The sequence below is a fragment of the Thermoplasmata archaeon genome (assembly GCA_015063285.1).
In the GTDB taxonomy this organism is placed as follows: Archaea; Thermoplasmatota; Thermoplasmata; order Methanomassiliicoccales; family Methanomethylophilaceae; genus Methanoprimaticola.
The window spans coordinates 13,497-26,497 of sequence record SUST01000004.1 but is presented as its reverse complement, the minus strand read 5'-3'; the positions used below and the strand labels follow the sequence as shown (position 1 = coordinate 26,497).

Here is a 13,001-nt window from a genome sequence, read left to right as displayed (position 1 = left end):
GATCCGAGGGCCTTTATTATCTGAGGTTCGCATCAGGTTTCATAGCATTGTTTTTATAGTAATCTATGTTTCGCTAACCCATGGCAAAGAAAAACGACAGCGGATTCCAATCCTCTGCAGGTCTGATGAGATACTTCGACGTTGAGAACGAGAAGGGTCTCAAGATCAGCCCCTACGCAGTCATCGGTATCGCTATCGCAGTCATCGTTATCGTGGAGATCGCTAGCGCGTTCTTCTCCCTCTGAACTTAACTTTCTTGACTGATAGGCGTACACCGTCCAGTCGATACTGTAATTTTCGAAATTGCAGTCTGTTCGTTTTCAATAATAAGTGATATCGCCCTCCTTTCGGAGGACGATTAATGAGTTTCAGTCGTCCCACTCGGTCACACCGGATGGATCCGAGAGGACACTCTTGTGGAACACGGGATCTTCAATTCCCTCTGCCTTCTGCCTGCGATAGTCCTTGAACGCCTCGAATGCGAACTTCGAGAGCTTGAACATCACGAAACAGTTCACGATACCACAGACCCCCAACAGGACATCCATGATGGCGTACAATCCCTCCGAACCGGAGTAAGCGGAGAAGAACACGATGCCTATCGTGATTATGACCAATGCGATCTTGACCTTCCTATCCTGGGTGATGAACTTCAGATTGTTCATACCTATGACGTAATCTCCCATGAAACATGTGATCGCGAACAGGAAGAGGAAGATGAACACCAACGTCGGAGCTATACCTCCAATAGACTCACCGATCACATACTGCAGCATCGGCATCGAACTGTTATCAAATGATGCGGCGGATGCGGCGAGCGCGTCGTAGTCTCCACTAAAGTAGCATAGGATGACCAGAGCAGTCATCGTGCTGACAAGGGTATCGAAGAGGACACCGATGGATTGCGATAGACCCTGTTTGACCGGATGTGGAACGCTGGCCGATGATGAGATGTTGGTGATGGTACCCTCTCCGGCCTCATTGGACCATACACCTCTCCTCAATGCCCATACGATCATGGCACCGATGCCTCCGCTGACTGCCGAGGGCACATTGAACGCACATGTAAATATGGAGGCCACGGCGTCGGGAATGCCGCCCGCATTCATCAGGATGACCACCAAGGTCAATATGATCCATGCCAACGCCATGAAGGGAACGAGAAGGACCGATGCTTTGGCAACGCCCTTGAAACCGCCTATCGCAACAAGAACAGCGATGACTGCGAGGATGATTGCGATAACGAGCGTATTGTACTAGAAATCGTAAGCTCCTTTGAACGATGAGGAGATCGTTGTGATCTCCGAAAGGACATAACCGCCGATGTACACAGCGATCATGAGAACAGCGATGATCACACCGAGTTTCCTCGAGTTCAATCCTTTGGCCACATTATGGGCGGGACCTCCTATGAAATCCCCGTTCTCATCCTTGCTCTTGAAGATCTGTCCGACCGTGGTCTCCACGAAACTCGTAGCTCCACCCAACGTGGCGAAGATCCACATCCAGAAGATCGCTCCGGGCCCTCCGAAGATCAAAGCGGTGATAGGTCCCACGATGTTTCCTACACCGATACGGTTGCCCATGCTCACACAAAACACATGGAAGGGGGTGATCTTGTCCCGGACACTCTTCTCCAAAGAGAACGTTACCTTGAACATCTCCTTGAGCTCGGTGAACTGGACCGCCCTGAACTTCACTGTGGAATAAAGACCGAGAGCGACTATCAATACCAATGGTATGAACCAAAAATAATCGTCGAACTCCCAGACCATATCTATGAATGAATCGAAATCGAATGACATTATACGTTAAACTGGATTAGTGGTATATACAACGGTTTGTGAAAACGTTCAGATTCCTTTACCGATATAACTGGTTACAATCAGAAAGGCCAGTACCCTGACTGCTTTGAATGGATATGAAGATTGAAGACGGGCCTGACAGACCCGTCTTACAGATCAATAAAGTGGATTGATCAGATCCTATCCTCGGGCACAATCTCGTACTCTGTCTTGTACTTCTTCCTGAACAGAACAGAAAGGATCGGAGGCGCGATGATGGTTGTCATCACAGACATCATGACGACTACGGTATACAGATCTCCGGTCATCACACCGGCGTTGAGACCTATGGATGCGATGATGATACCGACCTCTCCTCTGGGCATCATTCCGACTCCGATGATGGAGAATGAGGATTTATCGATCGTCTTGTCTCCCAACCTTGCTCCGAGACCGCATCCGATGAACTTGGTGGCCATTGCGAGAAGGATGACGACGACAACGAGCCCTACTATTGCGAAATCAGTTAGTGACGAGATGTCTACCATCAATCCCACATTGACGAAGAAGAAGGAGATCATCAGAGATGTGATGGCCTCCACCTTGTGCTCCAATTCCCACTCCCAAGCATGATCTGCGAACATCATTCCCGCCAGGAACGCTCCGATGATTGCAGCCAATCCGATGAACTCAGCGAGGGCTGCCATCGACAGACATACGATGAGCGCCAGAATGAGCTTGTTGAAGGAATACGGGACCTTACCCTTAGCAATGGTTGCCTGATTCCTTTTGTCGAAGAAGTCGTAGATCCTGGGGACCACATATTTGGCCACTGCGATTGCTACGAGGACGAATACGACCGCTTTGATTATGATGATGGCGAGATCCAAGATTTCTATGTCACCGCCACTGGTCGCCATTCCCTGAACGATAGCGAGTACTATCATTCCGAGGACATCGTCTATGACCGCTGCCGCGATGATGATACGGGATTCCTTGACCTCCATCAGCCTCATGTCTTTGATGATACGTGCTGTGATACCGACGGACGTGGCGACCATCGCCGCACCCATGAACATGGCGCAGTTCATGTCATATCCGCCGACTGCGAGGACAAGTGCGAGACCTGCGACAAAGGGCAGAATGACTCCCAGCAAAGCACAGAGCATCGCTGCCCTTCCAGATCCCAACAGATCCTTTACCTTGGTCTCCAATCCGACGGAGAACAGCAGGAATATCACTCCCAATTCGGCAAGCGTATAGATGACCGTATACGTCTCGCTGCGGTTGCCTGCCGAATCGAACCAGATGTCCAGAACATCTGTCATGAAAGAACCTCCCGCTATGTTCGCGATGAGGATTCCGATAAGAATTTCTCCAATCAGACCGGGAAGCCCGAGCTTGGAGAAAACGAATGAACCTATACGGGCCATCACGAAGATGACTGCCATTGCGAACAGAACCTGCAAGAGGAATTCCATACTCACTGGTATTCTATAATCTTATAAAAAACTGAGATAAAGAGTTTGGATGGGAAGGGGTTTATCTCGAAATCAGAAGAGGAACCTTACTGATCCGTAGCTGTTCTTGGATTTTCCGAAGGAGAATTTCACTCCCTCAGCGCTCTTCGCAACGGGTGCGGGAAGAGCCGCGAATGCCTGGGCTGCGGGGAGGGGGATCACATCCACCTTCTCCTCTGCCGCCGGCATCTCCTCGACCATCACGTCCTCGGAAACGGTTGCTGATGTTTCCGCGACGGTGGTGTCAACTTCATCAAGGGTGATCTCCTCGGTGATCTTCTGAAGCCTTCCGTCCTTGAAGACGAAACGGCTGGTGCGGACCTTCTTCTCGGGATCGAGCTCGGGAACGACCTGGAGGTTCTCCTGGTTGAAGTCAGTGTTGTCCTTCACCTTGATCAGGAGCTCATCCTTGCTGGAGGTCTCTGCGACGGTTCCGGTCACTCCGGAGACTGCCGCTACGGCATCGGTCACGTGCCTCTCGATGGCATCCAACTGGATCCTGTTGACGGACACTGTGGTTGCGACCACCATCATAGACTCGTTGAAGTAGTCCTTCTCTGCGGTCATGTATCCCTCGAATCCGGCCACCGCTGCTTCGGTGACATCCCACTCGGGGATGATGACTGCTGCCTTGGGGTACTGGGGCCAGATGGTCAGATAGACTGCATAGGCATCCGCTGCCTCATCGCTGACATCCCAAACAGGAGCGACAGTCCAAGTGGACTCCTCGGGAATTGATGCGAGGTATTCGCAGTAGTTCTCAGCCGCGGTATCCCACTCGGGAATGATGGCTGCTGCCTTGGGGTACTGGGGCCAGATGGTCTGGAATGCCATGAAGGACTCTGCGGTCTCATCTGCGATCTCCCAGACGGGCTCGACTGCCCAGGTGGACTCCTCGGGGATTGATGCTAGGTAGTCTGCATAGGTCTCTGCTGAGGCCTCGGTGACATCCCACTCGGGGATGATGACTGCTGCCTTGGGGTACTGGGGCCAGATGGTCAGATAGGCTGCATAGGCATCCGCTGCCTCATCGCTGACATCCCATACAGGTGCGACTGCCCAGGTGGATTCCTCGGGAATTGATGCGAGGTATTCGCAGTAGTTCTCAGCCGCGGTATCCCACTCGGGGATGATGGCTACGGCCTTGGGGTACTCGGGTCTGATAGTTCCGAATGCCGCAAGGGCCTCGACAGCCTCGTCGGTGAGGTCCCATGCGGGTTCGACTGCCCAGGTGGACTCCTCGGGGATAAACGCGAGGTAGTCTGCGAAGGCATCAGTGGTGGTGTCCCATTCAGGAACGATCACTGCTGCCTTGGGGTACTGGGGCCAAATGTTCTGGTATGCCACGAAGGACTCTGCGGCCTCGTCGGCAATCTCCCAAACAGGGGCGACTGCCCAGGTGGACTCCTCGGGCATCATTGAAATATAATCTGTAAAGTTAGCGGCGGATGCTTCCGTCACATCCCACTCAGGGATGACGGCGACTGCCTTAACGGGTGCGGGCTCCTCAGCAGGGATCATTCCCATGAATCCTACGAAGGACTCGGTGATGTCAACCTCGGGTTCCTCCTTGATAAAGTCCTCGAGCTTGGGAACTGCCCTCTCAACATAGAGGACATCCTCCTCTTCGGCCCTGATCTGCATCGACTGCTGGACATAGGGCTTGAGCATGACCTTCTCCTCTTCCGGGACCGCTGCAGGAACCTCTGCCTGTGCTTCGACAGTTGATTCATCCTGAGTGACTGCGGCAGGAACAGGTGCGATCATGGCATCCATGATCTCCATCTCATCGATTGCTACATCCTCTGCACGGATCTCGTCCGCGGTCTGGATGAAGTCATAATCCTCGAGGGTGACCTTCGATACAGATTCCTTGATGAATCCGTCCTGAAGCTGTCCAACGTGTGTGTCTACTTCCTCGTTCATTCCGCGCTTGATGTTGCCGAAAAGAGATTCTGGCTTAAACTCAACTTCTGCTGCAGGTTCTTTGCTGACAACGACCTCTATCTCTTCGGCTTCTACTTCGGCCGGTTCATCATCGATGATCTCGGGTCTGATTATCAGCGGCTGATCGTAGAACTCCTCGATCTTGGGCTGCTCGGTAACAGGAGCCTCAGCAGCAGGCTGTTCTACAGGAGCCTCAACAACAGGTTCTGCGATGATCTCAGGAACGATCTGCTCCGCCGGGGCTTCCGCAACTGGTGCCTCAACAACAGGTTCTGCGGGGACCTCCACAATCGGTGCCTTTGCTATAGGCTGCTGCACCGGAACCTTGACGATAGGCTGCACTTTGGCAACCGGTCTGACTGGTTCGGCCTTGGGGGCCTTGAAGGACTTTGCAGAATAATCCTCGATGTTCGCTGTCTTGGAAACGGGAATCTGTACCCTGGTCACCTTTGTGTCAACGGCGGCAGGCTTGAATTCCATCTCAGAGTTGCTAAACGCCTCCTCTGCGGTGGTCCCGTGTACAAAGACCTCGATATCGTCCGATACCTGGAAGTTCTCGAACCCATATGCACTCAGATCACGAGCACCTGTGTTCGCCTTCTTCGATACAGTAGATTCGCGCGTCCTTTCAATCTTCTTGGTGAGCGCAGATATCTGCCCCACCCCATTACGAAACGCGTCGGCGAATTCCGACTTCTTCAGATTCGGTATTGATATACTACCGAACAGGCTACGAGAGCCTTCGCTAAATTTGCGTGAGCCTAAACCCATGCTATCCCATCCAGGGAACATATCTTCGTAATACGATATAAAGGTCTCGCCTTTATTCTTAATAAGGAATGATAGCGACCTTATGAATGTGATGGATAATACATCCCATTGATGTTCAGGTCTTGACTCTTTTCTCAATCATCAGATAATCGATAGCCAGATGCCTAATGATATACAATGCTGAACCATCCTCAATGTAGGACTTTAAATTGATGGATACTATTTACACCCTTTATGTCTGAGAATGAGAGCAGAGCTTCCTTCAGCGGAAAGGTCGGATTCGTCCTTGCCGCTTCCGCCTCAGCGGTCGGTCTCGGGAATCTTTGGAGATTCCCGTATCTGACATCGCACTACGGCGGCGGAATCTTCGTCATCATCTACATTGTCCTCGCCTTAACGTTCGGATTCTCGTTGATGATTGCTGAGGTTGCTCTGGGTAGGAAGACAGGTAAATCCTGTATCAGTGCTTTCGGAGACCTGTGCTCCAAGTACAAGTGGATCGGAATCGTCGCTGCATTGATTCCGTTGTTGATCGTCCCATATTATTGTGTGATCGGAGGATGGGTCACAAAGTGGCTCGCCACATCGGCTATAGGCCAGCTGGACACATTGACTGAATCCGGATACTGGTGGAATTACATCACCGGAGAGATCTCCGGAATGGCCGACCCCACAATTTGGTTCCTTGTATTCGCCGCCTTGTGCATAGGCTGTATCGTATTGGGTGTCGACAAGGGAATCGAGAGGCTCAGCAAGATTCTGATGCCTCTGCTCCTCATCATGATGATTGGAATAATCATCTACGAATTCACACTGCCCAACATCTGGGACGGAGTAAACTTCTACCTCAACCCCGATGTATCCAAGCTGAGCGCAGGAACCTTCCTGGGCGCGATCAGTCAGATCTTCTACTCCATGTCATTGGCCATGGGAATCATGATCACTTACGGTTCCTACATGAAGAAGGATGTCAGCATCGAGAGATCTGCCAGGAACATCAGTGCTATCGATACCAGTGTCGCAATCCTTGCAGGTCTGATGATCATCCCCGCAGCGTTCACCCAGGGTCTTGGAGACTCCAGCGGAATGGGACTCATGTTCGTCGCACTGCCTCAGGTCTTCGAAAGCATGCCTGCGGGAGAGATTGTTGCACCTATCTTCTACCTGCTCGTTCTGTTCGCCGCAATGACCTCGGCCGTCTCGCTCTTGGAGACCGTTGTCTCTGTATTCGTGGATATGAAGAAGGCCAGAAGGAAACAGTCCATAATAGTCTCCAGCATCATACTGATCGTGCTGGGTGTCATAACCGTACTGGGATTCGGTCCGCTCATGATAGATATCGGTCCGTTCTCCCAGGGTGCAGGATGGCTCGGAATATTCGACAGTATCACCAACTCCGTACTGATGCCTATCATCGCCATAGTGACCTGTATCTTCATCGGATATGTGATCAAGGTCACGGTGATAACCGACGAGGTTAAGGCTGAAGGCATGGCGTTCAGATTCGAGAAACCGTTCACAGTCATGATCAAATATGTCTGTCCGATTCTGTTGACCTTCATGCTGGTCTTCGGATTGCTGGACCTGTTCGGCATATTCAGTCTGTACTGACAGTAAGGGTGTCCGGAAACGGACACCCGCCTTTCCATCAACCAGAATTGTCACGTTTTTTATACCGCATCTTCCGATGAGCCTGGTCGGTAAGGACAATGGCGAGCATCTCTCAGCGCATCGAATCACTCCCGATGACCAAGATGACATGGGGAATTCTGTTCCTGGTAGGCCTGGGATGGATGTTCGATGCGATGGACCAAGGGATGGTCAGCGGAGTCATCGCTGCCATCGGTACTGATTGGGACCTCTCGAAATACGAACTCAGCTGGCTGACCAGTTCAGGTATCTTCGGAATGATCCTGGGAGCCGCTCTCTCTGGAGCGATATCAGACCGCTTGGGAAGGCGCGCGGTTATCCTCTATACATTGTTGATATACAGTATAGGCAGCTTCCTTTGCGGGATCGCCACCGAATACTGGATGCTGATCATCTTCCGTTTCATAACCGGTTTCGGACTGGGTGGAGAACTTCCGGCCGCCTCCACGTTGGTGAGCGAACTCTCTCCTCTGAAATCGAGAGGGAGGAATGTAGTCATCCTCGAGAGCTTCTGGGCTTGGGGATGGATCGCCGCATCCCTCGTGGCATTCCTCGTGATACCGGCATACGGATGGCGCATGGCATTCTTTGTAGGTGCTGTTCCTGCACTGTTCGCCGCCGCATTGCGTTTCAAGGTCCCCGAATCCCCCAGATACCTGGAGCTCAACGGAAGGCGCGATGAGGCTGAGAAGATAGTTTCTGAAATGGAATCTGCTGCCGGCGTAGTATCCTGTCCCGACAACTCTGTCCCTGAAAAGGCTGAAAAGAGACCGTGGTACGAGGAATTCAGGATGCTCTGGAAGAAAGAGAATCTCCGCTCTACGTCAGTCCTATGGGTCATCTGGTTCGGTATTAACTTCGGCTACTATGGGTTCGTGCTCTGGACTCCCAGCCTGCTAACGGAACAGGGATTCGATATCGTCAAGAGCTTCGGTTTTACCGTTATCATGTGTCTAGCGCAGCTCCCGGGTTACTTCAGCGCGGCCTATCTGGTGGAGAGGTGGGGGCGCAAACCGACCTTGATAGTCTACTTCTTCGGAACGGCATTGGCCTCATGGTTCTTCGGACACGCCGATTCGGACGAGACCATCCTCGCTGCGGGTTGTCTCCTGTACTTCTTCGCCCTCGGTGCATGGGGATGCGTCTATTCCTACACCCCTGAGGTCTATCCCACGGATGTCCGCGGTTCCGGAACTGGTTGGGCATCAGCCTTCGGACGTATCGGAGCCTTCATCGCCCCGTTCATCGTCCCCGTTCTGTATTCCAGCTTCGGAAAGGATGAAGGGTTCATACTGGTGTTCGCGGTCCTTGCAGCGGCATTCGCACTTGTGGCGCTGGTGATCCTGGTATTCGGCAGAGAGACGAAGGGGATCAGTTTGACGGACACATCGGAATGAGACGTCAGAAAAACAGCATAAAAGGTTTGGAATGGGTCGGCAATTACGCCGACACCACCCCTCAATGACATTGATGATCGCCGTGGGCATGGCATGCCGCATTAGGATCGAAGTCGAGTGTTCCTTTGAGGTACTGCTCCACCGCCTGATCGGCATTCCCGCTGACCCCCGGGATGAGTTTGATACCGCGTGAAGCGATCATGTCCCTCGCTCCTCCGCCGATACCTCCGCAGATGAAGACCTCTACCTTCTCCCTCATCAGGATCTCGCCGAGGGCTCCGTGTGATAGCCCGTCATTTCCGATCACTCTGGAGCTGAGTACCTTTCCATCCTCTACATCGTAGACCTTGAACTGCTGAGTCCTTCCAAAATGCTGGAAGACCATTCCGTTTTCGTATGTGACTGCAATCTTCATGTGGTCCCCGTACCCCTTCTAACTAATTATAACTGACTTAGACCTCTCAATCACTCAGTGCGAATGCGGGAAGGCCAGTGCAACGGCCATCATTATTGCGATTCCGATCAAGATCAGCATCAGGGTCCTGTAGCTCCTGTCCCTGTGGAAAGATTCCGGGATCATGTTGCAGGTGATCACATACAGCAAGGTTCCTGCCGCGAATGTCAATGGGATTCCGAGTGTTCCTTCCACCTCCATATCGCTGAACAGAAGGAAGAAAAGCAGCCCAGCAACAGGCGTGATCAGGGAGAACAGCCCGAGACGGAACATCGACGATTTCTTATCGAGATCAGACAGCAGCATAGTAGATGACAACGAAAATAGCTCTGCGAACTTGTGTATGCACAGACCGATTGTGGCCATGAGCCCTACCTCCTCTCCGGCCATGAACATGGCCGCAAGGGCGAGACCGTCGCATGCTGCGTGAATCGCGAGACCTACGAAAGAGGACATCGATGTGACCCTGTGCTCATGACCGTCATCGTGCATGTGGCATCCGCAGGTGGCCAGGTGTTTATGCTTCATGATGGTATCAATCACCATGATCACAAGGAATCCTGCGAGAAGCGCATACATCGCGAAATGTGTATCTATTCCGCCTTCCTCACATTCCTCCAGACCCTCTGGAAGGAGCATGAAGACCATCAGCCCCATGAATATTCCCGTACTCAGGGCTATCATCATATGTGCGCTCTGATCCTTCAGCTTGCCCATCTGAGGAAGATAGGCCGCTATGAGGGAAACTGCGATCAGCAGCAGCGAATAGAGCGCGAACAGCAACAAAGCATCCATACACCTCTTTTCAGATGGCGATTATTAAAATATTCGTATTATGTTAATAACTTTCAATCATCTGAATGGAGGATATTATTAACCGGGTACCATGACGATCATCAGCGTATCACTGAACGACGAATACACGGATATGCTTGACAGCATCCAAAGCGCTTACGGACTCAAGGGAAGATCTGAGGCGATGAGGGCATCGATATCCGTCGCCATGAATGAGATCAAGGAGATGAGCTCCCTTGAAGGGGTCATAGAAGGTGTCCTGATCATCGTCAGAGGCAACCATGCGGACCCTTGGATGATCCAAATCCAGGCCAAATATCAGGATATCATCAAAACGCAGATGCATTCACATCTGAAGGACCACAAATGCCTCGAGGTCATGGTGGTCTCCTGCGCATCGAAGGAACTGTCCGACATGATGAAGGACATCCGCGCTCAGGACAAGGCCGATTACGTCAAGTTCGTCAGAGGATGAATTGATCGACTCGTGAAGATGCATCTAGCATCAACATACCGTTCTCTTATCCAAACACCGACACTTTTTCCGACTGTACATCTGTACGAATTATATCTGTCGTCTACAGTTCATAAGTCGTAATACGCGAAGAAGGAGAAACTTCCATCTTCGATTGAATAGGAGATTTAGCAATGAAACAGACAGTAATTCTAGGCAACATCGTCACCATGGATGAGAAAAGACCTACAGCAAAGGCGGCATTGGTCAAGAACGGGGTGTTCACGTATATCGGCGACGCCGATACAGCGAAACAGCTCGGAGGTTCCGATGCGGAGATCCTGGATTACGGAGAGAGTTTCATCTACCCCGGATTTCTGGAATCGCACACCCACGGCGCATTCGCCGGATACCGCTCGATCGGACAGGCCAACCTGACTGTGGTGATGCCTCCGGATTACAAGAAATACCCCGCAGTCATAAAAGAGTTCATAAAAAACAACCCTCAGCGCGAAGTGTACCTGGCTGCAGGTTGGGGCGAGACAGGGGAATACATCTCCAGGACATATCTCGACGAGATATGCGCCGACAAGCCGCTGATCATGCACTCAGCCGGAGGGCACTCCCTCCTCCTCAACACGAAGGCTCTGGAATGGGCCGGGATCGATGCGAAGTATGCCAAGGAGGTGGGATACGACCTGGTCCATGTGGATGAGAACGGCGAACCGGACGGGTACGTCTGCGAGATGCCCGTGCTGCGCATTCTCAACATGATACCGAACTCATTCGAGGATCTGAAGAATTATATCCTAGATTGGCAGGACTTCATCATCGCCAAAGGATTCACTGCCGTAGCCGATGCAGGGGCCGAGCTGCTCTTCCCCGAAGCATCCAGAGTATACCATGAACTGGAGCAGGAGGGAAAGCTGAAGCTGCGTACATACTCCTATCTGCTGGCCCCCGACAACGTCGAGAGTCCGAAAGCAGAGATCGCCCGCATAGCGGCAGACCGTGCGAAATACAGCGAGGAATACTACCATGTCATCGGGGTCAAGGCGTTCCTTGACGGTGTGACCGAAGCACATACCGGATGGCAGAATCAGGATTATGCGGATCAGCCCGGCTACCACGGTGTGGAGCGCTTCAACGACCATGATAAGATGGTGGAGCTCATCGTGGAAGCGGACAAGGAAGGACTGTCGGTGCACGTGCACTCCGAAGGAGGCGGTGCTACACACTTCATGCTCGGATGCATAGAAGATGCGGAGAAGATCACCGGGGACATGGATCAGCGCAACATACTCGCGCATCTGCATTTCGTCACTGACGAGGACATCAGACGCATGGCATCGACACACTCCGTTCCCGCAGTGGCCCCGCTGTGGACTGCGAAGATCCCCGCCTTCTTCGAGCAGGAAGCGAAATATGTGGGAGAGGAACTGGCGAACCAATCCTATCCAATTAAATCGTTCTTCGACACGGGATCTGTTCCAGTATTCCATTCCGATTATCCGGTCTCCCCCATGGTCGACATCGGCCTCAGCATATACATGGCTGAGTTCCGCGCACTCCCGCAAGAGGAGTATGGCGGTATGGCGACTCAGGGCAATCCCTCGGAGTGCATCACTCGCGAGCAGGCATTGCGTGCGATGACTATCAACGTAGCATATCAGTGGCACCAGGAGAGCCGTATGGGTTCGATAGAATGCGGAAAGCTCGCCAACATGACGGTGTTCGACTGCGATCTGCTCCATGACGATGCACAGAAGGTCGCGAATGCAAAGGTCAAGGCCACGATCATAGACGGTGAAGTCGCATACAGCAGGTGAATACCTCAGGCTTCACAAACTCTTTCGGCCCGGTCCATTCCGGGTCGTAACTACTTCGTCAGCAATTACCAAAAGACTCTTCTTTCATTCAACGAGAACATTCTAGTGAATTCAGCAAGAAGCACAAGAATAGTAGTCTGGATGATGAAAAAATAGTGCTCCCGACGGAAGGCACCACCCTACCTTGCCAGCATATCCGAAAGAGGGGTCAAAAACTGGTTCTTTGGACCGGTTCGATTTCCCCTGGGAATTGACCATTCTAACCATCGTTTTCCTCTACGCCCTACTATTGATTTCACTATCTGCAAACTGTTCAGTCTGATCATACATTAGTCAGGCGGAGTATGCGATAATTGCGCGATAAACCTTTTTCAAACCTCTTAAGAAACGATATACAAAC

Annotated in this window: 11 protein-coding genes; 5 read left to right on the top strand and 6 right to left on the bottom strand. The window is 51.9% G+C overall.

From position 1 onward, the window contains the following. Positions 1 to 80 precede the first annotated feature (80 nt). A complete protein-coding gene (locus E7Z62_03660; protein MBE6522208.1) occupies positions 81 to 245 on the top strand; it encodes a preprotein translocase subunit Sec61beta in 165 nt (54 codons plus the stop codon). A gap of 123 nt (positions 246 to 368) precedes the next feature. Here E7Z62_03660 and E7Z62_03655 read toward each other — a convergent pair whose 3' ends face one another. The 4 genes from E7Z62_03655 to E7Z62_03640 form a co-directional block, all read right to left on the bottom strand. Further along, positions 369 to 1,241, bottom strand: a complete 873-nt coding sequence (locus E7Z62_03655) for an alanine:cation symporter family protein (protein ID MBE6522207.1) — start codon at positions 1,239 to 1,241, stop codon at positions 369 to 371. 15 nt (positions 1,242 to 1,256) lie between these two features. Further along, entirely contained in the window at positions 1,257 to 1,805 is a 549-nt protein-coding gene (locus tag E7Z62_03650; protein ID MBE6522206.1) for a sodium:alanine symporter family protein, read from the bottom strand. 173 nt (positions 1,806 to 1,978) lie between these two features. Beyond that, complete coding sequence (locus tag E7Z62_03645; protein MBE6522205.1) at positions 1,979 to 3,265, bottom strand: cation:proton antiporter; 1,287 nt, start codon at positions 3,263 to 3,265, stop codon at positions 1,979 to 1,981. 72 nt (positions 3,266 to 3,337) lie between these two features. Continuing rightward, entirely contained in the window at positions 3,338 to 5,914 is a 2,577-nt protein-coding gene (locus E7Z62_03640) for a hypothetical protein (protein MBE6522204.1), read from the bottom strand. A 342-nt stretch (positions 5,915 to 6,256) separates the two neighbouring features. Between E7Z62_03640 and E7Z62_03635 the strand changes: the two genes are divergently transcribed. Then, on the top strand, positions 6,257 to 7,633 hold the full coding sequence (locus E7Z62_03635) for a sodium-dependent transporter (protein MBE6522203.1): 1,377 nt from the start codon (positions 6,257 to 6,259) through the stop codon (positions 7,631 to 7,633). Between the two features lie 98 nt (positions 7,634 to 7,731). Beyond that, entirely contained in the window at positions 7,732 to 9,069 is a 1,338-nt protein-coding gene (locus tag E7Z62_03630; protein MBE6522202.1) for an MFS transporter, read from the top strand. A gap of 61 nt (positions 9,070 to 9,130) precedes the next feature. Here E7Z62_03630 and E7Z62_03625 read toward each other — a convergent pair whose 3' ends face one another. After that, entirely contained in the window at positions 9,131 to 9,484 is a 354-nt protein-coding gene (locus E7Z62_03625) for a dinitrogenase iron-molybdenum cofactor biosynthesis protein (GenBank protein MBE6522201.1), read from the bottom strand. 54 nt (positions 9,485 to 9,538) lie between these two features. After that, complete coding sequence (locus tag E7Z62_03620) at positions 9,539 to 10,318, bottom strand: divalent heavy-metal cations transporter (protein ID MBE6522200.1); 780 nt, start codon at positions 10,316 to 10,318, stop codon at positions 9,539 to 9,541. A gap of 91 nt (positions 10,319 to 10,409) precedes the next feature. Between E7Z62_03620 and E7Z62_03615 the strand changes: the two genes are divergently transcribed. Next, positions 10,410 to 10,793: a CopG family ribbon-helix-helix protein gene (locus E7Z62_03615; GenBank protein ID MBE6522199.1), complete on the top strand. Its 384-nt coding sequence runs from the start codon at positions 10,410 to 10,412 to the stop codon at positions 10,791 to 10,793. 173 nt (positions 10,794 to 10,966) lie between these two features. Further along, positions 10,967 to 12,601, top strand: coding sequence for an amidohydrolase (locus tag E7Z62_03610; protein ID MBE6522198.1), 1,635 nt, complete (start codon positions 10,967 to 10,969; stop codon positions 12,599 to 12,601). Positions 12,602 to 13,001: the final 400 nt, after the last annotated feature.

Bases quoted from the DNA above. Each gene is read 5' to 3' on its own strand.
- E7Z62_03620 (MBE6522200.1), bottom strand. From the start codon at position 10,318: ATGGATGCTTTGTTGCTGTTCGCGCTCTATTCGCTGCTGCTGATCGCA.
- E7Z62_03645 (MBE6522205.1), bottom strand. From the start codon at position 3,265: ATGGAATTCCTCTTGCAGGTTCTGTTCGCAATGGCAGTCATCTTCGTG.
- E7Z62_03650 (MBE6522206.1), bottom strand. From the start codon at position 1,805: ATGTCATTCGATTTCGATTCATTCATAGATATGGTCTGGGAGTTCGAC.
- E7Z62_03635 (MBE6522203.1), top strand. From the start codon at position 6,257: ATGTCTGAGAATGAGAGCAGAGCTTCCTTCAGCGGAAAGGTCGGATTC.
- E7Z62_03615 (MBE6522199.1), top strand. From the start codon at position 10,410: ATGACGATCATCAGCGTATCACTGAACGACGAATACACGGATATGCTT.
- E7Z62_03610 (MBE6522198.1), top strand. From the start codon at position 10,967: ATGAAACAGACAGTAATTCTAGGCAACATCGTCACCATGGATGAGAAA.
- E7Z62_03625 (MBE6522201.1), bottom strand. From the start codon at position 9,484: ATGAAGATTGCAGTCACATACGAAAACGGAATGGTCTTCCAGCATTTT.
- E7Z62_03660 (MBE6522208.1), top strand. From the start codon at position 81: ATGGCAAAGAAAAACGACAGCGGATTCCAATCCTCTGCAGGTCTGATG.
- E7Z62_03630 (MBE6522202.1), top strand. From the start codon at position 7,732: ATGGCGAGCATCTCTCAGCGCATCGAATCACTCCCGATGACCAAGATG.